This is a genomic window from Mycobacterium sp. DBP42 (genome assembly GCF_005924235.1).
Taxonomy (GTDB): domain Bacteria; phylum Actinomycetota; class Actinomycetes; order Mycobacteriales; family Mycobacteriaceae; genus Mycobacterium; species Mycobacterium syngnathidarum.
In genome coordinates this window covers 1-25,170 of the sequence record NZ_VCMY01000062.1, presented here as the reverse complement: position 1 = coordinate 25,170, position 25,170 = coordinate 1, and the positions used below count along the sequence as shown (strand labels likewise).

27 protein-coding genes and 1 pseudogene are annotated in these 25,170 nt (G+C 66.8%); 16 read left to right on the top strand and 12 right to left on the bottom strand.

Going from position 1 to position 25,170, the window contains the following annotated elements; all coding sequences use genetic code 11:
- A pseudogene (locus tag E0T84_RS29975) lies at positions 1-137 on the top strand (IS110 family transposase); the annotation flags it as partial.
- 106 nt (positions 138-243) lie between these two features.
- Here the strand turns inward: E0T84_RS29975 and E0T84_RS29970 are convergent.
- The 5 genes from E0T84_RS29970 to E0T84_RS29950 all read right to left on the bottom strand — a co-directional run bounded on the left by E0T84_RS29970 (position 244) and on the right by E0T84_RS29950 (position 6,699).
- Entirely contained in the window at positions 244-1,215 is a 972-nt protein-coding gene (locus tag E0T84_RS29970) for an o-succinylbenzoate synthase (RefSeq protein WP_138746286.1), read from the bottom strand.
- A 22-nt stretch (positions 1,216-1,237) separates the two neighbouring features.
- On the bottom strand, positions 1,238-2,173 hold the full coding sequence (locus tag E0T84_RS29965) for an esterase family protein (protein ID WP_371726386.1): 936 nt from the start codon (positions 2,171-2,173) through the stop codon (positions 1,238-1,240).
- 114 nt (positions 2,174-2,287) lie between these two features.
- Positions 2,288-3,853, bottom strand: coding sequence for a long-chain-fatty-acid--CoA ligase (locus E0T84_RS29960; RefSeq protein ID WP_138746284.1), 1,566 nt, complete (start codon positions 3,851-3,853; stop codon positions 2,288-2,290).
- Positions 3,854-3,882: 29 nt separating this feature from the next.
- Positions 3,883-5,502 (bottom strand): amidohydrolase, encoded by a 1,620-nt coding sequence (locus tag E0T84_RS29955; protein ID WP_138746283.1) that lies wholly within the window; start codon positions 5,500-5,502, stop codon positions 3,883-3,885.
- Positions 5,503-5,511: 9 nt separating this feature from the next.
- Entirely contained in the window at positions 5,512-6,699 is a 1,188-nt protein-coding gene (locus E0T84_RS29950) for a PA2928 family protein (RefSeq protein WP_249383783.1), read from the bottom strand.
- Between the two features lie 162 nt (positions 6,700-6,861).
- Here E0T84_RS29950 and E0T84_RS29945 point away from each other — a divergent pair, with 162 nt between their 5' ends.
- From E0T84_RS29945 to E0T84_RS29925, 5 genes are all read left to right on the top strand, one after another.
- Positions 6,862-7,320 (top strand): YciI family protein, encoded by a 459-nt coding sequence (locus tag E0T84_RS29945; RefSeq protein ID WP_070187035.1) that lies wholly within the window; start codon positions 6,862-6,864, stop codon positions 7,318-7,320.
- Positions 7,321-7,528: 208 nt separating this feature from the next.
- Entirely contained in the window at positions 7,529-9,139 is a 1,611-nt protein-coding gene (gene fadD8, locus E0T84_RS29940; RefSeq protein WP_138746282.1) for a fatty-acid--CoA ligase FadD8, read from the top strand.
- A 319-nt stretch (positions 9,140-9,458) separates the two neighbouring features.
- Positions 9,459-10,685, top strand: a complete 1,227-nt coding sequence (locus E0T84_RS29935; protein WP_070185517.1) for an RNA polymerase sigma factor — start codon at positions 9,459-9,461, stop codon at positions 10,683-10,685.
- Between the two features lie 22 nt (positions 10,686-10,707).
- Entirely contained in the window at positions 10,708-11,397 is a 690-nt protein-coding gene (locus E0T84_RS29930) for an HAD family hydrolase (RefSeq protein ID WP_070185516.1), read from the top strand.
- Between the two features lie 9 nt (positions 11,398-11,406).
- On the top strand, positions 11,407-11,856 hold the full coding sequence (locus E0T84_RS29925) for a nitroreductase family deazaflavin-dependent oxidoreductase (RefSeq protein ID WP_070185513.1): 450 nt from the start codon (positions 11,407-11,409) through the stop codon (positions 11,854-11,856).
- 8 nt (positions 11,857-11,864) lie between these two features.
- On the opposite strand, the gene E0T84_RS29920 is transcribed toward E0T84_RS29925, so the two are convergent.
- Positions 11,865-12,143, bottom strand: a complete 279-nt coding sequence (locus tag E0T84_RS29920) for a hypothetical protein (protein WP_070185512.1) — start codon at positions 12,141-12,143, stop codon at positions 11,865-11,867.
- A gap of 110 nt (positions 12,144-12,253) precedes the next feature.
- Between E0T84_RS29920 and E0T84_RS29915 the strand changes: the two genes are divergently transcribed.
- Positions 12,254-13,171 (top strand): 1,4-dihydroxy-2-naphthoyl-CoA synthase, encoded by a 918-nt coding sequence (locus E0T84_RS29915; protein ID WP_070185511.1) that lies wholly within the window; start codon positions 12,254-12,256, stop codon positions 13,169-13,171.
- Here the strand turns inward: E0T84_RS29915 and E0T84_RS29910 are convergent.
- The gene (locus E0T84_RS29910) at positions 13,168-13,662 is read right to left on the bottom strand and encodes a pyridoxamine 5'-phosphate oxidase family protein (protein ID WP_070185510.1); all 495 of its coding nucleotides are present in this window, start codon (positions 13,660-13,662) and stop codon (positions 13,168-13,170) included. The genes E0T84_RS29915 and E0T84_RS29910 overlap by 4 nt on opposite strands.
- A gap of 92 nt (positions 13,663-13,754) precedes the next feature.
- Here E0T84_RS29910 and E0T84_RS29905 point away from each other — a divergent pair, with 92 nt between their 5' ends.
- Positions 13,755-14,624, top strand: coding sequence for an SDR family oxidoreductase (locus tag E0T84_RS29905; RefSeq protein ID WP_070185509.1), 870 nt, complete (start codon positions 13,755-13,757; stop codon positions 14,622-14,624).
- Positions 14,625-14,669: 45 nt separating this feature from the next.
- On the top strand, positions 14,670-15,050 hold the full coding sequence (locus tag E0T84_RS29900) for a VOC family protein (RefSeq protein WP_070185508.1): 381 nt from the start codon (positions 14,670-14,672) through the stop codon (positions 15,048-15,050).
- 10 nt (positions 15,051-15,060) lie between these two features.
- Here E0T84_RS29900 and E0T84_RS29895 read toward each other — a convergent pair whose 3' ends face one another.
- The 3 genes from E0T84_RS29895 to E0T84_RS29885 are packed head-to-tail and all read right to left on the bottom strand — an operon-like array spanning position 15,061 to position 16,973.
- A complete protein-coding gene (locus E0T84_RS29895) occupies positions 15,061-15,348 on the bottom strand; it encodes a DUF3349 domain-containing protein (protein WP_255740602.1) in 288 nt (95 codons plus the stop codon).
- Positions 15,349-15,379: 31 nt separating this feature from the next.
- Positions 15,380-15,664 carry a hypothetical protein gene (locus E0T84_RS29890; protein ID WP_070185507.1) on the bottom strand — a complete coding sequence of 95 codons (285 nt, stop codon included), beginning with the start codon at positions 15,662-15,664 and terminating at the stop codon, positions 15,380-15,382.
- Between the two features lie 34 nt (positions 15,665-15,698).
- Positions 15,699-16,973, bottom strand: coding sequence for an inorganic phosphate transporter (locus E0T84_RS29885; protein ID WP_070185506.1), 1,275 nt, complete (start codon positions 16,971-16,973; stop codon positions 15,699-15,701).
- Positions 16,974-17,238: 265 nt separating this feature from the next.
- Between E0T84_RS29885 and E0T84_RS29880 the strand changes: the two genes are divergently transcribed.
- The 3 genes from E0T84_RS29880 to E0T84_RS29870 all read left to right on the top strand — a co-directional run bounded on the left by E0T84_RS29880 (position 17,239) and on the right by E0T84_RS29870 (position 19,518).
- Positions 17,239-17,601 (top strand): DUF3349 domain-containing protein, encoded by a 363-nt coding sequence (locus E0T84_RS29880; protein WP_070185505.1) that lies wholly within the window; start codon positions 17,239-17,241, stop codon positions 17,599-17,601.
- 44 nt (positions 17,602-17,645) lie between these two features.
- Positions 17,646-18,764, top strand: coding sequence for an o-succinylbenzoate--CoA ligase (gene menE / locus E0T84_RS29875; RefSeq protein WP_212757742.1), 1,119 nt, complete (start codon positions 17,646-17,648; stop codon positions 18,762-18,764).
- A 139-nt stretch (positions 18,765-18,903) separates the two neighbouring features.
- Entirely contained in the window at positions 18,904-19,518 is a 615-nt protein-coding gene (locus E0T84_RS29870) for a pyridoxamine 5'-phosphate oxidase family protein (protein ID WP_070185503.1), read from the top strand.
- Between the two features lies 1 nt (position 19,519).
- Here the strand turns inward: E0T84_RS29870 and E0T84_RS29865 are convergent, their stop codons facing one another.
- A complete protein-coding gene (locus tag E0T84_RS29865) occupies positions 19,520-20,383 on the bottom strand; it encodes a GNAT family N-acetyltransferase (RefSeq protein WP_138746281.1) in 864 nt (287 codons plus the stop codon).
- Between the two features lie 45 nt (positions 20,384-20,428).
- Positions 20,429-21,091 carry a TetR/AcrR family transcriptional regulator gene (locus tag E0T84_RS29860; RefSeq protein ID WP_070185502.1) on the bottom strand — a complete coding sequence of 221 codons (663 nt, stop codon included), beginning with the start codon at positions 21,089-21,091 and terminating at the stop codon, positions 20,429-20,431.
- A gap of 188 nt (positions 21,092-21,279) precedes the next feature.
- Here E0T84_RS29860 and E0T84_RS29855 point away from each other — a divergent pair, with 188 nt between their 5' ends.
- From E0T84_RS29855 to E0T84_RS29840, 4 genes are all read left to right on the top strand, one after another.
- Positions 21,280-21,705, top strand: coding sequence for an MmpS family transport accessory protein (locus tag E0T84_RS29855; protein ID WP_070185501.1), 426 nt, complete (start codon positions 21,280-21,282; stop codon positions 21,703-21,705).
- On the top strand, positions 21,702-24,605 hold the full coding sequence (locus E0T84_RS29850; RefSeq protein WP_138746280.1) for an RND family transporter: 2,904 nt from the start codon (positions 21,702-21,704) through the stop codon (positions 24,603-24,605). The genes E0T84_RS29855 and E0T84_RS29850 overlap by 4 nt, the downstream gene beginning before the upstream one ends.
- On the top strand, positions 24,605-24,934 hold the full coding sequence (locus E0T84_RS29845; protein WP_070185499.1) for a DUF732 domain-containing protein: 330 nt from the start codon (positions 24,605-24,607) through the stop codon (positions 24,932-24,934). The genes E0T84_RS29850 and E0T84_RS29845 overlap by 1 nt, the downstream gene beginning before the upstream one ends.
- 16 nt (positions 24,935-24,950) lie before the next feature.
- Positions 24,951-25,170 (top strand): DUF5078 domain-containing protein (locus tag E0T84_RS29840; protein WP_138746279.1); only part of this gene is annotated, 220 nt, incomplete at its 3' end.

Below are 25,170 nucleotides of genomic sequence, written 5' to 3'. Positions count from 1 at the left end.
TCCACCACCAAGCCCTACGCGCCCTCGGCAACCGCCTCGTCGGAATCCTCCACGGCTGCCTACGCCACCACAGCACCTACAGCGAACACACCGCCTGGGCACACCGCCAACCCACCACCCACACCCAAGCAGCTTGACAACTTACGACCCTGGGATGTCTGGAGTGGCGCCCGCCCTCGACTGCCACGCCAGCGTGACAACGGCGATCGAAACGACCGAGGCACACTCACCGCGGCGGCGTCCCTACTCCAATATCAGCGGGTGGCACTGCCGCACGCGATCGATCCACCATTGCCGTCGCTGCGGCGTCGCGGCCAGCTCCGAGAGCCGGGCAGGATCCGGAACGACCGGCCCGACCGGCAGATATCCGTCGACCGGCGCTGGAACGCCGGCGACATCGGCCACGAAGAAACCGCCGGTGCCCAGCCCGCACGCATGCTCCAGCTCGGGTAACGCGGCAGCGGCCAGCAGCCCGCGCGCGATGCCCACCGCGGAATCCAGCGCACTGGACACCACGACGGGGATGTCGATCTGTGCGGCGATGTCGAGCATCCGCGTCACCCCGCCCAGCGGCGCGACCTTGAGCACCGCGACGTCAGCGGCGCGAGCGCGCACCACCCGCAGCGGATCGGAGGCCTTGCGGATCGACTCGTCAGCGGCGATCGGCACCGCCACCTGCTGCCGCAGGGCCGCCAGCTCGTCAACCGCCGCGCACGGCTGCTCCAGATATTCCAGCGGCCCGTCGGCAGTCAGCGCCGCGGCGGCCGCAGCGGCCTCTTCCACCGTCCAGCCGCCGTTGGCATCCACCCGCACCACCGGAACCTGCGCGCGCACGGCGTTGACGCGCGCGACGTCATCGGCCAAGGTCTGTCCGGGCTCGGCCACCTTGACCTTGGCCGTGCGCGCCCCGGGGAACCGCGCCAGGATCTCCGGCACCTGGCCCGCCGGCACGGCGGGCACGGTGGCATTGATCGGGACACGGTCCCGATACACGACGGGCGCGGGCCGATATGCCGCTTCCACCGCTGAGGCCAGCCAGGCCGCCGCCTCGGGCGGCTCGTATTCGACAAATGCGCCGAACTCACCCCAGCCGGCCGGGCCGTCGATCAGCGCGACTTCACGAACGGTGATGCCGCGGAAGCGAACTCGCATCGGCAGGGCCACGACGTGCAGGCGTTCGAGAATGTCGTCAAGCGCCGCCCTCGCGTCAGTCACGCCGTCAATGATGCCCAATCGGTCAGGCCGCGCCCAATGTCCGCTGGATGTCGGGCTTCATCTGGTTCAGCTGCGCACCCCAGTAACCCCAGGTGTGGGTGCCGGTCGGCGGGAAATTGAACACCGCGTTGTGCCCACCGGCGGCCACGTACTGGTCGCGGAAGTTGAAATTGCTCTGCAGGGCCGTGTTTTCCAGGAAGGTGGACGGCAGGTCACCGCCACCCAGCTCGCCCGGGGTGCCCGACCCGCAGTACACCCAGATGCGGGTGTTGTTCGCTGCCAGCCGCCCCACCTGCAGTGTCGGATCGTTGCGCGCCCACGCCGGATCGCCGGGCGGCCCCCACATCGCGTCGGCAGAGAAACCGCCCGAGTCACCCATGGCCAGCCCGATCAGCCCGGGCCACGGACCGGCAGACGGGTTCAGGAACGCCGACAACGATGCCGCGTACCGGAACTGCTGCGGGTAGTACGCGGCGAGAATGAGCGCCGAACTGCCCGACATCGACAGCCCGACGACAGCGTTGCCGGACGAGGACACCCGCTTGTTGGCGGCGAGCCACTGCGGTAACTCGCTGGTCAGGAAGGTCTCCCACTTGTACGTCCACACCCCGCCGTTGCCCGCGGCCGGCTGGTACCAGTCGGTGTAAAAGCTCGACATGCCGCCGACGGGCATGACCACCGACAACCCGGATTGGTAGAACCACTCGAACGCCGGGGTCTCGATGTCCCACCCGTTGAAGTCGTCACGCGCCCGCAGCCCATCCAGCAGATAGACGGCGTGGGAGCCGCCGCCCTGGAACTGGACTTTGACGTCGCGCCCCATCGCCGCGGACGGCACCGACAACATCTCGACCGGCAAACCCCCCCTTGACCAGGCACTTGCACGTGGCGGCGGCCCGAGTAGCCCACCGGTCACCACCAGGGCCAGGACGATCAAGATCCCGAACCCGCGGGACATCTTCTGCAATCTATGCGCATGTGCCATGTCCGCACCCCACATCTCCGCGCACACGTATGGGGCCGAAAATACTCCCCTGAGAAGGGGAAATGAAGAGCCGGCAGCAGCCTGTTCCTACACCGTGGCGCGGTCGCGGCCCTCCCAGTACGGCTTGCGCAGATCCTTCTTGAGGATCTTGCCGGTCGGATTTCGGGGCAGCTCGTCGACGACGTCGACCGATTTGGGGCACTTGTAGGCCGCCAGATGGTCCCGCGCGAACGCGATCAACTCTCGTTCGGAAACGTCGCCGTCCAGTGTCACAACGGCTTTCACCGACTCGCCCCACTTTTCGTCCGGCACGCCGATCACCGCGACCTCGGTGACAGCGGGATGTTCGGCCAGTACCCGCTCGACCTCGATCGAGTAGATGTTCTCGCCGCCGGAGATGATCATGTCCTTGAGCCGGTCCTCGACGAAGATGTAGCCGCCGTCGTCGACGCGGCCGATGTCGCCGGTGCGGAACCAGCCCTCGGGCGTGATCGACTCCGCCGTGGCCTCCGGACGGTTGAGATAGCCTTTCATCAATTGCGGTGAACGGAACCACAATTCACCCTGTTCACCGACCGGAACCTCGGCCCCGGTGTCCGGGTCGACCACCTTGGCCTCGGAACCGGGAACCACCGTGCCGGCACTCATCAGCCGCGCTTCACTGGCCCCACGATGGTCCTCCGGCCCCAGTCGGCTGATCGCGCCCGACACCTCCGTCAGTCCGTACACCTGGATGAATTCCGTTTCCGGCCAGGCCTGCAAAGCAGAACGCAACAGCGGCAACGGCATTGGTGACGCCCCGTAGGCGAAGGTCTTCAACGCGCCGAACAGCTTCACGGCGTCCTCCCCGGTGTCGAACACCTTGGCCAGCACGGCAGGCACGAGGAACGTGCGGTTCGCCCCGGCCAGGATGCCACCGGCCAGCGCCATCCCGTCGACGTCACGCGTCATGTACGTCGGCGCCCCATGATGCAACCCCCACTGCATGTACGACGACCCGCCGACATGGAACAGCGGCATGGCCACCAAGCTCTTGTCGCCGGCGCTGAGCGTCCAGCCCTCGAATGCGTTGATGGTGTGAGCGATGACGTTGGCATGGGTCAGCGCAATACCTTTGGGCCGGCCGGTGGTGCCCGAGGAGTACATGATGATGGCCACGTCATCGGGCTGCGCATCCGGCGACCGGCCCACCGGCGACGCACCGGCCAGCAGCGCCTCATACTCGTCGCCGTCACCACCCTCGGGTGTCACCGTGACGATGTGCTCGACGGACGTGAGCCGGTCGGCGATCGCGTCGATGCCGCCCCGCAACTCCTCGCCGACCACGAGCACCTTGGCGCCACAGTCGTTGAGCACGTAGTCCAGCTCGTCTGCGGCGAGCCGGAAGTTGATGATCGCGGTACCCGCACCCAGCGACGCGGCCGCGATGGTCGTCTCGACGCAGGCGGGGTGGTTCTTGTCGAGGAACGCGACGACGTCGCCGCGCGCCACGCCCCACGCGCTCAACGCACCGGCCAACCGCTGGATCCGGTCGTACCACTGCGACCAGGTCCAGGTGCGGCTCAGATAGGTGACCGCCTCCTCGTCAGGCCTGGTGGACGCCCAGTGAGCGACGCGTTCGTCGAGAAACTTCGGTGCCGGCAAATCTGACATGCCCCGAGCGTGCCACGGCACGCGACCCGTCAACCGGCTTTCGGATAAACCTGACGGCCCGCCAGGAACGTGGCCTGTACCTCCAGGTCGGCGATGGCTTCCGGGGCGGTTTCGCGCGGGTCGCCCGACACGATCACCAGGTCGGCGTACTTGCCGACCTGCAGTGAGCCGATCACGTTGTCGGCGAACAACTGCCACGCCGCATCGATGGTCTGCGCCCGGATCCCCTGCTCGACGGTCAGCCGCTCTTCGGGCGCCAGGACACGACCGCTCGGCGCGGTGCGGGTGACGGCCACACTGATGTTGCGCAGCGGCTCCTCCGGGGTGACCGGCGGATCGTTGTGCAGGGAGATCCGCATGCCGGTCGCCACGGCCGACCCCGCGGGCATCCACCGGCCGCCGTGCTCGGGGCCGAACAACCCGTCGACGAGCACATCGCCCCAGTAGTGCAGATGGTCGACGAACAGACTGCAGGTGACGCCAAGGGCATGCGCCCGCCGCAGCTGCTCGGGCGTGATGGCACCGACGTGTTCCAGCCGCAGCCGGTGATCGTCGCGGGGATGTGCGCGCAGCACCTCTTCGTAGACGTCGAGAATGGTGTCCACCCCGGCGTCACCGTGCACATGGCAGGCCAGCTGCCAGCCCTGCGGAAAGAAAGTGGCGACGATCTCGGTGAGTTGCTCTTTCGTGTAGTTGGCGTGGCCGCAGGAACCGGGCACCACCCCGATGGTCCGGGTGGCATCGGTGTCCAGGTACGGGAAGGTCAGGTCGATGTTGCCCACCCACGGCGACCCGTCGACCCAGATCTTGATCCCGACCTGACGCACGGTGTCGTCGCCCTCGAACGGGCTGGCGTCGGTGTGCAGCGCCGCGGTCGACATCTCGTAGGTCCGCAACCGCACCGTCAACTGGTCGTGCATCTGCGCCAGCAACGGCCGAAACATCGGGTCGAACGCCATCTCCGAACACGTGGTCAACCCCGCCCGGTTCAGGCGCGCGCATTCGGCGACCAACATGGCCGGATAGTCGCCCACCGAGATGGCGTCTCCCAGCAGTCCGAACACCGCTCCGGTCTCCTCGGCCGTGCCGTCGAGATTGCCGTCGGCATCACGGCCGTACTTGGCGCCCTTGGGATCCGGGGTGTCTTTCGTCAGCCCGGCGCGCCGGGCCGCCGCGGTGTTGAAGTACGCCTTGTGGCCCGAATTGTGCACGATCACCAACGGCGTCCGCGGCGCGACGCTGTCCAGCCAGGCCAGCGTCGGCTCGGGCAACCCGTGCTGCAGCAACGGGTCCCAGCCGTTGAGGAAGGCACCGTCGGCCCCACGTTTGGCCACCTCGGCGCCGATCGCGTCGAGCACCGCCTCCGCGCCGGCCAGGGTGACCGGACGGATGTCGACGATCCGGCCGGACAAGGCCACCGCCTCCATCAGCGGATGACCGTGCGCCTCAACGAAACCCGGCATGACACAACCGTCGACCTGACGGACATCGGTCCCCGGACCGACCCAGGCCGCCACCTCGGAGCGAGGCCCGACGGCGACGATGCGACCACCGGAGACCGCGATCGCCTCAGCCGTGGGTTGGGTGGCATCGACGGTGAGGATGTCTCCGTAGAGGACGAGATCGGCCGGCACAGCAGGGCTGGTCATGCTCGGATGCTAGAGCGTGGCGACGTTGGCCCGGGTCCGTCCCCAAAAATCCGTGTCGCCGATCTGCGTGGAAGTGGTTCGGCCATCAGGCCGCAGGATGATGACGCGGTCGTCGTCCAGGCCACTGCCCGCCTCTGCGGCGATCACCAGGATCGACCCGTTCGGTGTCGCGGTGGCGCGGACATAACCGTCGAGATTGCCGACCACCGCGAGGGTGTCGCCGGTATCGATGTCGAACAGCCGCAACTCGTCGACACGGGGATCGTCGGCCCGCTCCCCGCCGACCAGCACCACCCCGTGGTCGACACCGAGCGGCGCAGCCGACGAATGGTAGTGGCTGAACATGTCGGTGCCCTCGGCGAGCTGAGCAGGCGTGGCCAACGCGGCCGGGGTGCGGACCACCTCGTACACCAGCTCCTTCTTGGTGAGTCCGTCGAGCCGCGCGAGCACCTTGCCACCGCGCATCAGCTGCGGATCAGGCGATCGGTACGGCTTGGGTATCGAGATGGTGGTGTCGTCGGGCAGCACCATGCCGTCGGGCGTCGCGGCCGGGTCGACGTGGATGATGCCGAAATCGGAGTCGGCCGTGGGGGTGGAGTTGTCCAGCAACGTGGTGCGCCAGGCGTCGGCGAATTCGTCGGTGACCGCCGCGGGCTCCGTCGTCCCCAGCCGCACCGCCTCGACCGAACCGGAATCCGTCAGCGCGACAACGGCATCCAGACGCGGGTCGACGTTGTACCCATTGAAGGACTCGACGTAGTGCTCGCCGACGGTGCCCTCGACGATGCTTCCGTCGTCGGCTTTCACGATCGAAAGGCCCCGATCGCTGGCGACGTACACCAGGCCGTCGGCCACGGCGAGCACACCACGCTCCCACCCGTGCCTGTCGTGCAGCTGGACGTCCCACAACAGTTCACCGGTATCCAGCGAAAGTGCCGCCACCCGTTCCTGCCAGGTGTCGCCGGAACCGAACGGCGGGCCCACCGTCCCGCCGGTGCGCCCGTAGGCGACCAGCACCGCATCCTGGTCGTGCACCGTCGCGTAGGCGACGACCGGCCCCACGCTGACCATGGGCTGATTGGCCAACCGGGTGCTGGCGAAAATCCCGGCGAGCAGCCCGACCACCACGACCGGGATCGCGGCGATCTTCCACATCGGGACGTTGCGTTGCGCGCCCGCTTGCGCGTCGTCGATCATGAAATCCACATCTATCGGCCGCCTCTAAGAGACGCCTGGCCTGCGGATTGAGAAAATTTCAGAAAGTTTCTCGAGCCGTGTCGATTTTCGTGGGGTGCCGTTCGACGTAGTAACGAGGGCACGATAAGCGAGCCCCTTCCCTACGCACGAAGGAGACACACAATGTCGCGCTACATGCTGATCATGCGTTCCACCCCCGAGGCCGAGGTCGCCATGGCCGAGCAGAACATCGACTTCGACGAGATCATCGCGTCGATGGGCCGCTACAACGAGGAGCTCATCAAGGCCGGTGTGCTGCTGGCCGGTGAGGGACTGACCGACCCGGAAGAAGGCTTCGTGGTCGATTTCAACGCCGATCCGCCGGTGGTCACCGACGGGCCCTACACCGAGGCCAAGGAACTGTTCAACGGGTTCTGGATCCTCGACGTGTCCTCCAAGGAGGAGGCCAAGCAGTGGGCCCGGAAATGCCCGCTGGGCCAGGGCGTGAAGCTGGAGGTCCGCCGGGTCAGCGAGACCGACGAGTTCCCGCAGGACAACGAGTGGGTGCAGAAGGAGATCCAGTGGAAGGCCGAGGTGGCCGAGAAGCTGGCCCGGCAGGCCCGCGAGGCCGCCAACCGCTGATCGGGCACAGACCCCGGCGGTCCCTAACCCGCCGGGGCCTGGCTCCCACCCCCCACAATCAGTCACGCTAGGCAGCGCTGAATGCCGCGACACGAGTACCGCGCTACCTGTATTTCGATCGGTATTTCGGTCCGCGGCCACCATGTGTTACACGCCATATCAGGGGATCGGCTCCACGGTTTCTGGAACACGTTCTAGTCTGGACTCCATGAGTGATGCCTTGCTGCACCATCCGATCCATTCCGGCCACCTCACCGTCGGCGCGCTCAAGCGCAACAAGGACAAGCCCGTGCTGTTCCTCGGCGACACCACGCTGACCGGCGGCGAGCTCGCGGAACGCATCAGCCAGTACATTCAGGCCTTCGAGGCGCTCGGCGCCGGCGCCGGTGAAGGCGTCGGCCTGCTGTCGCTGAACCGCCCCGAGGTGCTGATGATCATCGGCGCCGGCCAGACCCAGGGCTACCGTCGCACCGCACTACACCCTCTCGGTTCCCTCGACGACCACGCGTATGTGCTGACCGACGCCGAGGTGACAACGCTCATCATCGACCCCACCCCCGCGTTCGCCGAGCGGGCCCTCGGATTGCTGGAGAAAGTGCCCTCCCTGCGCCAGGTGCTGACCATCGGCCCCGTGCCCGAGGCACTGGCCGGTGCCGACGCGTCGGTCGTCGACCTGACGGCCGAGGCCGCCAAGTACTCCCCCGTGCCGCTGGTGGCCGCCGAACTGGAGCCTGATCACATCGGCGGGCTGACCTACACCGGCGGCACCACCGGTAAGCCCAAGGGCGTGATGGGCACGGTGCGGTCGATCACCACCATGACCACGATCCAGCTCGCCGAGTGGGAATGGCCCGAGAATCCGCGATTCCTGATGTGCACGCCGCTCTCACATGCCGGGGCCGCGTTCTTCGTGCCGACGATCGTCAAGGGCGGCGAGATGATCGTGCTGCCCAAGTTCGACCCCGCCGAGGTGCTGCGGGTGATCGAGGAGCGGCGCATCACCGCGACCATGCTGGTGCCGTCGATGATCTACGCGCTGATGGACCACCCGGACTCCCACACCCGCGACCTGTCGTCGCTGGAGACGGTGTACTACGGCGCCTCGGCGATGAACCCGGTGCGGCTGGCCGAGGCACTCAAGCGTTTCGGGCCGATCTTCGCGCAGTACTACGGCCAGTCCGAGGCGCCGATGGTGATCTCGTACCTGGGCAAGAAGGACCACGACGAGAAGCGGCTGACCTCCTGCGGCCGACCCACCCTGTTCGCGCGCACCGCGCTGCTGGACGCTTCCGGTCAGCCTGTTGCGCAGGGCGAGGTCGGCGAGATCTGCGTGTCCGGGCCATTGCTGGCCGGCGGTTACTGGAAGCTGCCCGAAGCCACCGCGGATACGTTCAAAGACGGCTGGCTGCACACCGGAGACATGGCCCGTGAGGACGAGGACGGCTACTGGTTCATCGTCGACCGGGTCAAGGACATGATCGTCACCGGCGGGTTCAACGTGTTCCCGCGTGAGGTGGAAGACGTTGTGGCCGAACATCCTTCGGTGGCCCAGGTGTGCGTGATCGGCACCCCCGACGAGAAGTGGGGCGAGGCCGTGACCGCGGTGATCGTGCTGCGGCCCGACGCGGCATCCGACGACGAGGCGGTCACACGCGTCACCACCGAAATCCAGGCCGCCGTCAAGGAGCGTAAGGGCTCGGTGCAATCGCCCAAGCAGGTGATCGTCGTCGACTCCGTCCCGGTGACCGCGCTCGGCAAGCCCGACAAGAAGGCCGTGCGGGCCCAGTTCTGGGAGGGCGCTGCCCGCGCGATCGGCTGACGTTCTCTGTCGGCGCGCTTTGACGGGCCCTTTGCCCCGCTTTGTCACGGCCTTTGCCCCGCTTTGTCACGGCCTTTGCCCCGCTTTGTCACGTCAGAGTGGCGCTCGCGCTTGAGTGCCACTCTGGCGTGACGCTCGGACGGGATGACGCCTCGAGCCATCGGGCTTTGTCACGCGGGAGTGGCTGTCGGCGGCGAGCGCCACTCTGGCGTGGCAATGGGGCGCGGCGGCGACGGCGGGACGCGACGACAATGGGGCGCGGCGACAGCGGGCTCGGCAGAATGGCGGCGTGGCTGACAACCCGGCACCCGCCGCCGACATGCAGCAGACACTCGATGCGGTGTGGCGCATGGAGGCAGCCAAGATCCTGGCCACGCTGACCCGCACTGTCGGGGACGTCGCCCTGGCCGAGGATCTGGCCTCCGACGCCCTGCTCGACGCGCTGACGCAGTGGCCGCAGACCGGTGTGCCGCGCAGTCCCGGCGCCTGGCTGACCACGGTGGCCAAACGCAAGGCCATCGACCATTGGCGACGCGCAGAAAACCTCGATGCCAAGTACGCGGTGCTGGCCCGTGAGTTGGCCGAACACGTCGAGGAGGCCTGGGACCCCGACCGCATCGACGACGATGTGCTGCGGCTCATCTTCATCGCCGCTCACCCGGTGCTGTCCCGCGAGGCCCAGATCGCGCTGACCTTGCGCATGGTCGGCGGGTTGAGCACCGACGAGATCGCCAGGGCCTTCCTGACCTCGACGGCCACCGCGGCCGCCCGCATCACCCGCGCGAAAAAGACCCTGGCCCAGGCTGACCCGCCCTTCGAGGTGCCACCGCGTGACGAGTACCCGCGACGGCTGTCGGCGGTGCTCTCGGTCATCTATCTGATCTACAACGAGGGCTACTCGGCCTCTGCCGGCCTGCGCTGGATCCGAGACGAATTGTGCAGCGAAGCACTGAGATTGGGCCGTGTCCTGGCCGCGCTGATACCCGACGAACCCGAGGTTCACGGCCTGGTGGCACTGATGGAATTCCAGTCTTCACGTTTTGCGGCCCGCACCGACGCCGAGGGCCGGCCCATCCTGCTGGAAGACCAGAACCGGGCCCGGTGGGACCGCGCGCAGATCCAACGCGGCGTCGCGGCCCTGCAACGCTCCAGTACGGCACGGCAGCAACGCGGTTGGGGCCCGTATGCACTGCAGGCCGCGCTCGCCGAATGTCATGCGGTGGCCCCGACCGCGGCCGAGACCGACTGGGCCCGCATCGTCGCCCTGTACGACGCGCTGCTGCAGATCACCCCGTCGCCGGTAGTGCAGCTCAACCGCGCGGTGGCCGTCGCGATGCACTCGGGGCCGCGGGCAGCATTGGAGATCGTCGACGGCATCGAGGGCCTCGATGGCTCCTATCTGCTGCCCAGCGTCCGCGGCGAATTGCTGGCCCGGCTGGGTCGGCACCACGACGCGGCCGAGCAGTTCGACCGGGCCGCAACCTTGGCCGACAACGAACGCGAACGACAGGTGTTGGTGGACAAGGCTATCCGTGAACGAGGCTGATACCGGCCACCCGCGTGGCACGATGGCGGGCATGGTGGCCGCTGCGTTGTTCGACTTCTCCGGGACCCTGTTCCGCCTCGAAGAACAGGACAGCTGGTTCGCCGGGATGGCCGTCGACGAGCAAGAGGTCGACGGTCACGTCCAGACCGAGCTCATGCGCCGCCTGACCGCGCCGACCGGACGCTCGGTGGCCATGACCGACGAGCAGTACCGGGCGTGGGCCAACCGCGACCTGGCGCCGCACCTGCACCGCGAGGCCTACCTGCACGTGCTGCGGGAATCCGGATTGGCCGACCACCACGCCGAATCGCTGTACAACCGGGTGATCGACCCGGCCAGCTGGACCGCCTATCCGGACACGGCTCGAGTGTTCGAAAACCTCAAAGCACAAGGCATTCGGACTGCCGTCGTCTCCAACATCGCTTTCGACGTACGCCCGGCCTTCGCCGCGATCGGCGCCTCCGGGTATGTCGACGAGTACGTGCTGTCCTTCGAAGTCGGCGTCATCAAACCCGATCCGGCGATTTTCACCGCGGCACTGGACCGCCTCGGGGTAGCCGCCGCGGACGCGCTGATGGTCGGTGACAGCGAAGAGGCCGACGGCGGCGCCCGCGCGGTGGGCTGCCAGTTCGCGTTGGTCGACCCGCTGCCCACCGCCGAGCGCCCCGACGGCTTGATCGCGGCCCTGCACGACGTCGGTGTCCGTGCCTAATGTGTAGGCATGGCTGACGACCGCATCCGGCCACCGTGGTGGCTGAAGTACGTCAACAAGGTGATGATCGGGCTGAACAAGCTCGGTGTCGGCGGCGACAAGGGCCCCGTCGTACTGACCCTGCCGGGCCGCAAGACCGGGAAACCCCGCTCGACGCCGGTCACCCCGATGACCATCGACGGCCACCGCTACATCGTCGGCGGTCTGCCCAAAGGCGACTGGGCGGCCAACGCCCGCGCCGCAGGCGAGGCCACGGTGCATCAGGGCCGCAAAGACCAGCGGGTGCGCATGGTCGAGATCCCCGCCGAGCAAGCCCGCCCACTGCTGCGCCAGTTCCCGGTTCTGGTACCGACCGGCGTGGGCTTCATGCGCAACGCCGGCCTGGTGACCGGGCCCAACCCCGACGAGTTCGAATCACTCGCGGGGCGGTGCCCGGTCTTCCGGCTGGACCCGATCTAGCCCGGGGCTCAGCTCAGGTGCGGGGCCTCCTTGATCTTGGAGTCCTGCTTGCCCGCCGTCTGGCAGAACGTCTGCACGGCCAACCGGGTTCCGGTGATCTCCAGCTGGGCCGCATCGGTGCCCTTCTCATCCTTGAGCATCTTGGCCACCGCGTCGTTCTGCGTCTTCTCGTCCTGCCCGATGAAGTCCTCGCACTTCGTGTCACCGCCGGTCACCTCGGGTGTGCAGCCCACGAGCACCACGCCCGCGGCCAAACCCGACATCAACACACTCGCCAACTTCTTCATCGTGGCCCTCTCTCCTCTGGTGATGCGCGGTACGCATCATCGCGCCGGGGTTGGTACCCCGCGGCGATACCTGTGAAACCTCTGGATACGTTCGCTCTACAGTCGAGCACGTGAGTGCAGACAACCCGTTCGACCCGACAGCCTGGGAGCCGGTACCCGGCTTCGACGACCTGACCGACATCACCTACCACCGGCATGTCGCCGACGACTCCCGGCAGCCCACGGTGCGGATCGCGTTCGACCGGCCCGAGGTGCGCAACGCCTTCCGGCCGCACACGGTCGACGAGCTGTACCGCGTCCTCGACCACGCCCGGATGTCCCCCGACGTCGGCGTGGTCCTGTTGACCGGCAACGGACCCTCGGCCAAGGACGGCGGCTGGGCCTTCTGCTCCGGTGGGGACCAACGTATCCGCGGCCGGTCGGGCTACCAGTACGCGGCAGGTGAAACCGCCGAGACCGTCGACCCGGCACGGGCCGGGCGGCTGCACATCCTCGAGGTGCAGCGGCTGATCCGGTTCATGCCGAAGGTGGTGATCTGTCTGGTCAACGGTTGGGCCGCCGGCGGTGGGCACAGCCTGCACGTCACGTGTGACCTCACCTTGGCCAGCCGCCAGCATGCCCGGTTCAAGCAGACCGACGCCGATGTCGGCAGCTTCGACGGCGGGTTCGGCAGCGCCTACCTGGCACGGCAGACGGGACAGAAGTTCGCCCGCGAGATCTTCTTCCTGGGCCGCGCGTACGACGCCGAGACCATGTATCAGATGGGCGCGGTCAACGAGGTCGTCGACCATGCCGAACTGGAGTCCGTCGGACTGCAGTGGGCCACCGAGATCAACGGCAAGTCGCCCCAGGCGATCCGCATGCTCAAGTTCTCGTTCAACCTGATCGACGACGGCCTGGTGGGCCAGCAGGTGTTCGCCGGCGAGGCCACCCGACTGGCCTACATGACCGACGAGGCCGTCGAGGGTCGCGACGCGTTCCTGCAGAAGCGCGATCCGGACTGGAGCGGTTTCCCGCGCTACTTCTAGAAGCGGAAGGTGGTCTGGCCATGAGGTGACTTCGCGAACGCGATCACCTTGGCCGGAACCACCTCGTAGACGAACGCCGGCTGGCCCTGCGAATCGAAAACGTCGTCGTCGCAATCGAAATCCCAGTCGTCGCCGTACTTGCCCCGGTACGCGTCGGCCAGGGCGGTCAACCGCTGCCGGCCGGTCACGCGCGCGGCGGTGCCCTCGACGACGACGTCGAGACCCGCGGCCCAGGTGTTGGTTCCGGTCGTGACGGCGACGGCCGCGCCGGCCTGCAAGTTGCGCGCCTTCTGCTCGGCGGGGCCGGTGCAGAACACCAGCGCATCGCCGGTCCACACACCGACCAACGGTGTGACGTGCGGCCGGCCGTTACCCCGCACGGTGGTGAGCCAGTACAGCCCGGCGGCACCGAGGGCTGCCGCGGCCGACTCCCAGCTCGTCGCCTCGGTTGCTTCACTGAATCGCTGGTCGAGCTTGCCGATGATGGTCATGGCGGTACCGACTCGGCGCAGGCCGACAAGTCATCGCGCAAGTGCGGCATGCGGGATACGGAGGGCAAATCCAGGCCTCTTAAACTCGGCGCATGAGCAAGAGCCCGCTGCGCCGGCTGTCCGAACAGCTGTTGCTGACCAGCATGCGTCCGCCGCTGACCGAACGGCTACAAGCCCACGCCGACATCGACGTCGCCGGCAAGCGCATCCTGCTGACCGGCGCCTCTTCGGGCATCGGTGAGGCAGCCGCCGAGAAGTTCGCCGCCAAGGGCGCCACCGTCGTCGCGGTGGCCCGCCGTCGAGATCTGCTCGACGACCTGGTCAGCCGGATCACGGCCAACGGCGGTGACGCGCGCGCCCACGCGGTGGACCTGTCCGACCTGGACGCCGTGGACGCACTGGTCGCCACCGTGGAACGCGAGCTGGGCGGCATCGACATCCTGATCAACAACGCGGGCCGGTCGATCCGGCGGCCGCTGTCCGACTCGCTGGAGCGCTGGCATGACGTCGAGCGCACCATGACGCTGAACTACTACTCACCACTGCGGCTCATTCGCGGCCTGGCCCCGGGGATGCGGGACCGCGGTGACGGCCACATCATCAACGTCGCCACCTGGGGTGTGATGAACGAATCGGCCCCGCTGTTCGCCGTGTACAACGCCTCCAAGGCGGCACTGGCCGCGGTCAGCCGGGTCATCGAAACCGAGTGGGCCACCGACGGCGTGCATTCCACCACGCTGTACTACCCGCTGGTGAAGACCCCGATGATCGCCCCCACCCGGGCCTACGACGGGCTGCCCGGGCTGTCGGCCGCCGAGGCCGCCGACTGGATGCTGACCGCGGCGCGCACCCGCCCGGTGCAGATCGCCCCACGGATGGCGGTGACCGCCAAGGCGCTCAACACCGTCGCGCCCGGGCTCGTCGACGCGGTGATGAAGCGGCAACGGGTCCAGCCGGCCTGACGTGTCGCGAGGCGACCGGTCCGGCCGCGGTGGTAGACAAGGGATATGGAAATCCTGGCCAGTCGGATGTTGCTCCGGCCGGTCGACTACCCGAAGTCGGTGGCGTTCTACCGCGACGGGATCGGTCTGGCCATCGCTCGCGAATACGGGGCGGGCACAGTCTTTTACGCCGGGCAGTCATTGATCGAGCTGGCCGGCCACCACAGCCCGACAGAACCCGGGCAGTTCCCCGGGGCGATGTGGCTGCAGGTGCGCGACGTCTACGCCACCCAGGCGGAACTGGAAGGCCGCGGCGTGGTGATCGCCCGGGCCGCGGCCGAGGAGCCGTGGGGTCTGCACGAGATGCACGTGACCGACCCGGACGGAATCACCCTGATTTTCGTGCAGGTCCCAGACACCCACCCGCTGCGCCGGGACACCCGCTGAGCGCCGGCGCTCAGCGCGCCGGTGACGACAACGGCCAACCCACCGAGGCCAGCCGCGCGGCAACCTGGTTGACCTCTTCGGGATTGGGGTCCTTGTCGATGACGTTGCGTACCGCCAGGCGGATCTCGTCGTCGGTGACCGGACGATCGCCGGTGCTGGACCGCAGGATGTCGTGCGTGGCCTTGACCACCTCGTCCTCGGACAGCGACCGGGTCAGCAGCGCCAGCAGGGCGAACTGGTCGGTGGGCGGCACCCCTTCGGGGTAGCCGGCCCGCAACCAGTTCAGGACGTTGTCCAGGAAGCTCGTTGTCTCGTTCACCACGCTCGACTCACTTCGTGGGCAGGAACGGGAACAGGTCGATGCCCGTGTGGTGGATGATCGTGGTGCGCGTAATCCACGCGATGGCAACCAGAATCACGAAACCCACCAGTACGAACAATGCCAGGCCGAGGAACTTCAAAGCGGGATTCGGGGCGTGGGTGGTGCCGTCGGCGCTCGTACCGCCCTCACCGTTGGAGTAGGCAACCAGTCCCGCGGCGAACACCGCAGGCAGACCGGCGCCGAGGACGAGCCCGACCACCAGCACCTTGAAAATGGCTTCCAGATAAGTCATTTCGATTCCTTGTGTCCGCTGTGCGATCCGGTGATCAGACGCTGGCTTTGTCGACGCCGGGCTTCTTGTCGGTGCCCGGGGCGGCGGGCTCGGCGGTCTCACGCAGGTCCGCGGGCACCACCGAGTTGGTGGAGTGGTCCCAATCGGCGTTGACGTTGCTGTGATCGACCTTCTGCTGCTGGGCGCGCCACCACATGTATCCGGAGAGCGCGACCAGCACGAAGAAGATCAGTCCGTCGCCGGCGAGCGCCGAGGAGGTCAGGGACTCGACACCGTGCGAGAGCCAGAAGGCCAGCGCACCGACGAAGCCCGCGGCCGGCAGCGTCACCAGCCAGGCCACCGCCATGCGGCCCGCGACCGCCCACCGCACCTCGGCGCCGGGTTTGCCGACGCCGCTGCCCAGGATCGAGCCGGTCGCGACGTGGGTGGTCGACAGGGCCATGCCGGCCGCGCTGGAGCTCAGGATGATCGCGGCCGATGAGGCTTCGGCGGCCAGGCCCTGCGGAGATTCGATCTCGACCAGGCCCTTGCCCAGGGTGCGGATAACCCGCCAGCCGCCGATGTAGGTGCCCAGGCCGATGGCCAGCGCGCAAGAGGCGATGATCCAGAACGGCAGGCCGTTGCTCTTCACGTCCCCGCTGAGGTGACCGGTGGTGATGAGCGCGAGCGCGATCACACCCATGGTCTTCTGCGCGTCGTTGGTTCCGTGCGAGAGTGCGACCAGCGAAGCGGTGGCGATCTGGCCCCAGCGGAACCCTGCCTCGCGGCGCTTTTGCGCGACGTTGCGGGTGATGCGGTAGACGAGCCAGGTGCCGCACCCGGCCACCAGGCAGGCGATCACCGGGGCGGCCACCGCCGGGATCAGCACCTTCTGGGTGACGCCGGACCAGTTCACCCCGGCCAGGCCGATGGCGGCCAGACCGGCGCCGATCAAACCGCCGAACAGTGCGTGCGAGGAGCTCGAAGGGATACCGAACAGCCAGGTCAGCAGGTTCCACAGGATGCCGCCGATCAAGCCCGCGAAGATGATCGTCAGCCCGGTCGAGGCGTCGATCGACGGGATCAGGGACCCGGACTTGGAGTCCTGGATCTTGAGCACCGAGCTGGTGACGGTGATGGCGACCTCGACCGAGAGGAAGGCGCCGACCAGGTTGAGCACCCCGGCGAGCAGCACCGCAGTCTTCGGCTTGAGAGCGCGAGTGGCGATCGAGGTGGCCATGGCGTTGCCGGTGTCATGAAAGCCATTGGTGAAGTCAAAAGCCAGGGCCGTTGCTATCAACAGCACCAGGACGATCAGCTCAGCGCTCATGGCCGTAATTCTGTCGGACCGCCGGCGATTTTGACCAGCCGGAAACACCACGCTGAGCTGGCAATTCGAATACGCTCCGAATGAGTTCACCGAGTGTTCATCTGTCCACCCCGGATTGTTCGCCGGGGCGGTTTGCCGATCCCCGAGCTGGCTATAAGTTCACTGCGAGCCCGAGTCGGCGGACAGCACTAACATCAAGGCGGTCCCCCGGCTCAAACTCGTATGTCCGGAGGAACCTCGCTCGGGTGCATCAGGAGTAGGCACAGTGAACGCTTTTCTCGCGAAGATCGCGGCCTGGCTCAATGCCGGGTACCCCGAGGGGGTGCCCGGGCCAGACCGGGTGCCGCTGTTGGCGCTGTTGACGCGGCGGCTGACCAACGACGAAGTCAAAGCCGTGGCACACGATCTCATCGATCGCGGTGATTTCGATCACATCGACATCGGTGTGCTGATCACCCAGATCACCGACGAGCTGCCCCGCGCCGAGGACGTCGAGCGGGTGCGGGAACGCTTGGCCACCAAAGGTTGGCCGTTGGACGATCCGCGCGACGCCGAGGACGCTCTCGACCCCGACGACATCGGCCACCGCAACGGCGATGAGCCGAAAGACCCTGGGAGCCTGGCATAGCCGTCCTGCGCCCCGTTCCCGTCGGTGCCGCGACGGACGAACTACTGACCATCCTCGACGAGGTTCTGACCGGAAGCGGATCGGCGATACTGCCCGTCCCCGCCGCCGACGAACGTCAGAGTTATTTGCTGACAAGCACTTTGCGCGCCGGAGATGACATCGACGACGACGTTGCCGTGGTGGTCTCGACCTCGGGTACCACCGGCAGGCCCAAAGGCGCGCTGCTGACCGCCGACGCGCTGCGGGCCAGTGCGACCGCCACCCACGCCCGGCTGGGCGGTGACGGACGTTGGCTGCTCGCCCTGCCCGTCTATCACATTGCGGGTCTGCAGGTTCTGGTGCGCAGTGCACTGGCCGGCACCGCACCCGTCAGCATCGGGGCGTCCTTCGACCCGAGTGAGTTGCCCTCCGCGGTGGCCGCTTTGGGCGGCGGCCGCCGCTATGCCTCGCTGGTGGCGGTGCAGCTGGACAAGGCCCTGCACCACCCGGCCGCCACGGAGGCACTGGCCGACCTCGACGCCGTGCTGATCGGCGGCGGGCCCATGCCGGCCGGGCTGGCCGAACGCGCGCAGGCCGCGGGGGTGAACGTGGTGCGCACGTACGGCATGAGCGAGACCGCGGGCGGCTGCGTGTACGACGGCGTGGCACTCGACGGTGTGAAGGTGCGTATCGCCGGAGCCGCCCCGGCGGCGACGTCAGGTGCCGATTCCCGCATCCTGCTCGGCGGGGCCACCGTGGCCAAGGGGTATCGCAACCCGGCCAACCCCGACCCGTTCGCCGAACCCGGCTGGTTCCGTACCGATGACCTTGGCGTCCTGGATGATTCGGGAGTATTGCGGGTGTTGGGCCGGGTCGACGACGCCGTGAGTACCGGCGGCTTGACGGTGCTGCCACAGCTGGTCGAATCGGTGCTGGCCGACCATCCGGCGATCGCTGACTGCGCGGTGTTCGGGGTGCCCGACGAGCGGCTCGGTCAGCGCGTGGTGGCCGCGCTGGTGCTCACCCCCGGCGCGTCGGCGCCTGGTGTGGCCGAGCTGCGCGCCCACGTGGCGCACACCCTCGATGCGACCGCGGCCCCGCGCGAGGTGCACATCGTCGACGAGTTGCCCCGACGCGGCATCGGCAAGCTCGATCGGCGCGCATTGGCCGCCCGCTACAGCTGAGCGGCGCACGCCCAAACAACGCCGTGGCTCTCGCCCGCCCCGGATTACGACCACTGCGTTGTTCTCGTGGGAACCTCGTGGGAGCCCCGCCGAAAACCGTGCCAGGAATTTCACTTGTCGGCTTGGGCATGATGGAGGCATGCGTCGTGAAGTGACCTCCGCAGATGAGCTGCGCGCCATCGTCGGGCAACCCACCGCAGCCGTCGCCAAGAAGGTGACCGACCGGTTGTCGGAGGCGCAGCAGGCCTGGCTCAAGCAGTCACCGCTGGGCTTCGTGGCGACCACCGATGCGCACGGCCGCGTCGACGTCTCCCCCAAAGGTGACCCGCCGGGCTTCGTCCAGATCATCGACGACACCACGATCGCTATCCCGGAACGCCCGGGCAACCGGCGTGTCGACGGCTTCCTCAACGTGCTGCAACGCCCCCACGTGGGCACGGTGTTCGTCATCCCCGGCCGCGGTGACACCCTGAGGATCAACGGCACCGCCCGGATACTGTCGGACGCAGACTATTTCGAAGCCATGGCCGTCGGCGGCAAGCAGCCGATCCTCGCGTTGGAAATCGCCATCGAGGAAGTGTTCTTCCACTGCCCCAAGGCATTCCTGCGCTCGGACGCGTGGAAGCCCGAGACCTGGGATCCGACGGCGGTGCCCTCGGTGGCCCAGATGGCCAAGGCGTTCAAACCCGATCAGAGTCAGGCCGAACTCGACGCGTATTACAGCGAGGACAACCTGCGCAAAGTCCTCTACTGAATTACTGAACCAATTCGGCCGGTTTCACCAGGATCGCCCGCGTGTAGAGCAGCTGGAAGCCGCGGCGCTGCACATTGTGCTGGGACTTCGAGCCGGGCGCCGTGGTCACCACGGCGATCTCGCATCCGGCCTCGGCGGCCTCATGCAGCCGCGCCGCCAGCAGTGCGGACTGCACCCCGCGGCGCCGGTAGGCCGGCGCTGTCGCAGCGCCGGCCAGCTGAGCGATCCCACCGGCCAGCCGCATCATCCCGCCACCGGCGACCACGCCGTCACACAGCGCGATATACGCTGTCGCCCCGGCTTTTTCCATATCCCGCTCGGCCCGCTCGATGATGTCGGCCGGGAACTGCTCGTGGCTCACCGGCCCCTCACCATCGGGGTGGGCGAAGCCCTCGACCACGACATTCACCCAGGCGTTGAGATCGTCGGCCCGGCGCACCTGCACGTCCGTCACCGGCGGGTGCTCGTCGCCCACCAGCGGGCGACCGAGCACGTTCTCGAACTCTTCGAGGCGATAGCCGCGACCCGACAGCAATGCGGTGATCTCGGGGTCGGCCAGGTTGGCCAGTTCCACCCGGGTCGCGCTGCCCCGAGCCGCGAAGACCCGCTCGATCTCACCCAGCACGGCCTCGTCGGGCATCCCGTCGAAACCGAGGCCGGCCACCTTGTTCATCGGCGAATCCGGCTCGGCGAAACAGGCATAGCCGCCGGCCACCGGCAACACCAGCCCTTGAGCCCCGCGGTCGCCGGCAGCGTGCGTCGCCGCCGAAATCAGGTCGGCTTCGGCCTTCTCGATGCGCCGGGCCAGGTCAGCCCCGCAGAACAACTGATCCGAGTCACGTTCTGAGTCACCTTTGATCACCACATGGATATTGTGCCCGCACAGGCATTTCCGAAACGTGAGTGTCGGTCAGCGCGGCGGCCCGGCGGGCTCCCAGGACTGCATCGCGATGTCGAGCGCTTCACTGTCGAGTGCTGCCACCGGAATCGATGACTGATCAGCGTGGTAGCGCATGCCCTCCAGCACGATGGCCACATATCGGCGCCACAGGTCGGGATCGACGTTGCCGGCGAATTCGCTCACCGTGCCGGACAACAGCCCGAGCAGCGGCATGTCGGTCGAGGACACCTCCGGGCGAAGGTGGCCGTCGCCCTGCGCCCGCTCAACCAGTTTGGTCAATACCGGGACGAGCCGCTCCTGGCAGGCCTTGACCCGGTCGCCGCCGTACGCCTTGCTGAACGCGATTTCCCGCAGCCCTCGGTCGGTCGCCGTGATCTCACACATGGCCTCGACGTACCACGCGAAGCCCTGCCACGAATCGTGATGCTGCAGTGCCGTTTCCGCCAGCGCGGTGAGCTGTTCCATGCCGTCCACGAAGATGGCCTCGATGAGCTCTTCCTTGGTGGCGAAGCGCCGGTAGACCGTGCCCACCCCGACGTTGGCGTGACGTGCCACGTCATTGAGTGTCGCCTCGAGACCTTTTTCGGCAAACAGCTCCCGCGCTGCGGTGAGCACTCGTTGCCGATTGCGCTCGGCATCCCTGCGCAACACGCGGCGTGTTTCCTCGGTCATATCCCTGCAGCCTAAGTGATCGGGGTCATAAGTGGATTGATCGTATCCACTTCTTGCACTAACTTTACGCTCGAACTGCTAGGCCGCCTAACAGCTGGGCTGTCGCAAGCACATCGAAAGTCGGGAGGCCACACATTGACTGCAGTCCAGGCTCGGCAGCACGCCAAAACCCTCCACTCGCAGCCGCAATGCTGAAGGTCATCCGCCGAATATGGCTCCCGGTGCTGATCGTCGTCGCCATGGGCGCCGGCGTGCTGATCGTGACGAACGTGCGCAAGGTCTTCGGCGCCCATCCCGTCATCGTCACCGACACCACCTCGGATAACGCCGAAGACTTCAACCCCAAGTTCGTGAAATACGAAATCTTCGGCACGGGCAACACTGCCGTCATCAACTACATGGACCTCGAAGGCCAACCCCAGCGCACCGGAACTGTGCCGCTGCCTTGGACTCTGACGCTGCAAACCACCTTGCCGTCGGTGCAGCCCAACATCATGGCCCAAGGCGACGGGGACAGCATCAGTTGCCGAGTCACCGTCGATGACGAGGTCAAAGAAGAGAGAACGGCTACTGGATTGAACGCACAAACCTTCTGCTTTGTGAAGGCAGCATGAGCGCGCCCACCGACGACACCCCGACCGATGCCATCGCCACCGGGCGCCACGGCGCACCTCCGCGTCCGTTGATCCCGCGGTTCATCCGAGCATTCGCCCTGCCGATCATCCTGGCGTGGATCGTGATCGTGGCACTGCTCAACACCGTCGTGCCGCAACTCGAGGTCGTCGGAAAGATGCGCGCGGTCTCGATGAGTCCCAACGACGCACCCTCGATGATCGCCATCAAAGAGGTCGGCAAGAAGTTCCAGGAGTACGACACCAGCAGCTCGGTGATGGTGGTACTCGAAGGCGAGAAGCCGCTGGGCCTGCAGGCACACATGTTCTACGACCAGATGGTGCGTGACCTGCGCGCTGACACCACCCATGTGCAGCACGTGCAGGACTTCTGGGGAGACACCCTGACCGCCAAGGGCGCCCAGAGCCGCGACGGCAAGGCCGCCTACGTGCAGGTCTACATCGCCGGTGACCAGGGCGAGACGCTGGCCAACGAGTCGGTCGAGGCGGTGCGGCGCATCGCCACCGAAACCCCCGCCCCCGACGGGGTGAAGGCCTATGTGACCGGATCCGCGGCCTCCAGCACCGACCAGAACATCGTCGGCGACGAGAGCATGGAGCTGATCGAGCTCGTCACCTTCGGCGTGATCGCCGTCATGCTGCTCGGCGTCTACCGGTCGATCATCACCACCCTGATCGTGCTGGTGATGGTGGTACTCGAATTGTCCGGCGCCCGTGGACTTGTCGCGCTACTGGGCTACCACAATCTCTTCGGTCTCACGACGTTCGCGACCAACATGCTGGTGACCTTGGCGATCGCCGCGGCCACCGACTACGCGATCTTTTTGATCGGCCGATATCAGGAAGCACGAAGAGCCGGCGAGGACAAGGAAGCGGCCTACTACGACATGTTCGGTGGCACAGCCCATGTCGTGCTCGCCTCGGGTCTGACCATCGCAGGCGCGACGTTCTGCCTGCACTTCACCCGGCTCCCGTACTTCCAGACCATGGGCATCCCGCTGGCGATCGGCATGACCGTCGTGGTCGCCATGGCACTGACCCTCGGGCCGGCCGTCATCTCGGTGTTCGGCCGATTCGGCAAGATCCTCGAGCCCAAGCGGCACTCGAAATCCCGCGGATGGCACCGGGTCGGCACCGCCACCGTCCGGTGGCCGGGCGCAATCCTGGTGTGTGCCATCGTCGCCGCGTTGGTCGGCCTGCTGGCCCTGCCCGGCTACCACACCACCTACAACGACCGCATCTTCCTGCCTGAGGACGTCGGGACCAACGTCGGATACGACGCCGCATTCCGGCACTTCTCGCAGGCCAAGATGAACCCGGACCTGATGATGATCGAGGCCGACCGCGATCTGCGCAACCCGGCCGACTTCCTGGTGATCGACAAGATCGCCAAGGCCCTCAAGAGCGTGCACGGTATCGCCCAGGTGCAGACCATCACCCGCCCCGACGGCGATCCGATCAAGCACTCGACGATCCCCTACACGCTGAGCCAAAGCGGCACGACCCAGTTGATGAACAACGACTACGCGCAGACCAACCTGCAGAACATCCTCGACCAAGCCAACGACCTGCAGACCAGCATCGACTCGATGACCGAGATGATGAACATCCAGACCGAACTGGCCGCGGTGTCGCAGCGGATGGCCGACAAGATGAAGACGACCTCGGGTGACATGTCCGAAGTACGGGACCATCTGGCCGATTTCGACGATTTCTTCCGGCCGATCCGCAACTACTTCTACTGGGAACCGCACTGTTTCGACATCCCGGTCTGCTGGTCCATGCGCTCGATCTTCGAAAGCCTCGACGGCATCAACACGATGTCCGACGACTTCCAGGATCTGGTTCCCGAGATGCAGCGCATGGCCGACCTGATGCCACGCATGGTGGCCGTGTTGCCGGCGCAGATCCAGACGATGAAGAACCAGAAGCAGATCCTGCTGAACCAGTACCAGGTGCAGAAGGCCCAGCAGGATCAGACCATGGCGATGCAGGAGACCGCCACCGCCATGGGCGAAGCGTTCGACACGGCCAAGAACGACGATTCGTTCTACCTGCCGCCGGAAGCCTTCGAGACCGACGACTTCCAGCGGGGCCTCAAACTGTTCATGTCACCTGACGGGCATGCGGTGCGGTTCACCATCATTCACCAGGGTGACCCGCTGACTCCGGAAGGCACCGCACGCATCGAACCGCTCAAGGTTGCCGCGGCCGACGCCATCAAGGGAACCCCGTTCGAGGGGGCCAAGATCTACCTCGGCGGCAGCTCGGCGACCTACCACGACATGCAGAAGGGCGCCGACTACGACCTGATCATCGTCGGCGCGGCGGCACTGATCCTGATCTTCATCATCATGTTGGTGCTCACCCGTGCCGTGGTGGCCTCCGCGGTGATCGTCGGCACGGTGGTGCTCAGTCTCGCCTCGGCCTTCGGACTGTCGGTGCTGCTCTGGCAGCACATCGTGGGCATCCCGCTGCACTGGATGGTGATGCCGATGTCGATCATCGTCCTGCTCGCCGTCGGCGCGGACTACAACCTGTTGCTGGTCTCACGAATAAAGGAAGAGATCCATGCCGGGCTGAAGACCGGAATCATCCGGGCCATGGTCGGTACCGGCGCCGTGGTGACCTCCGCCGGCCTGGTCTTCGCGTTCACCATGGGATCGATGGCCGTCAGCAGTTTGATCGTCATCGGTCAGGTCGGCACGACCATCGGCCTAGGCTTGTTGTTCGACACTCTTGTGGTCCGGTCGCTGATGACCCCGTCGATCGCCACGCTGCTCGGCCGCTGGTTCTGGTGGCCACAGCGGGTTCGTCAGCGTCCGCTGCCGCAACCGTGGCCGAAACCCATCCAGCGCGACCCCGAGGAGACCCTGGCCTGATGAAACGCCTGATCATTGCCCTGATGTTCGGTGCCGCAACTAGTCTGGCCGTGTCAGCACCGGCATACGCCGATCCGGACACGGATTTCGCCAACGAGTTGCACACTTTCGGTATCTATGGGCAGAAGGACTACAACGCCTGGATCGGCAAGATCATGTGCAAGCGGTTGCACAACGGCGTCGACCACAACGCCCAGGACTCAGTCGGTTTCGTCAAGAAGCAGCTGGACAAGGACAGCACCGACGCTCAGTCGTGGCAGTTCCTGGGTACCGCGATCAACTATTACTGCCCCGATCAGCGCTTCGTCTACGAACAAGCCGCGCACTGAACAACGTTGGAGCGAGATGTTTAACCGCAAGAGTGTCAACAATCTGATCCGCACCGGCGTGGCGGCCTGCGCGGTCGCCGGCAGCCTGGCCGGGGCCGGCATCGCCGGGGCCGATGCCACCGACGACTACCCGATCCCCAACCGCATCCTCAAGACACCGTGCACCGCCGAGCAGATCATGGCCGCCGCCCGCGACGTCGAGCCCGTGTACTACGAGCGCTACATGATCGACTACA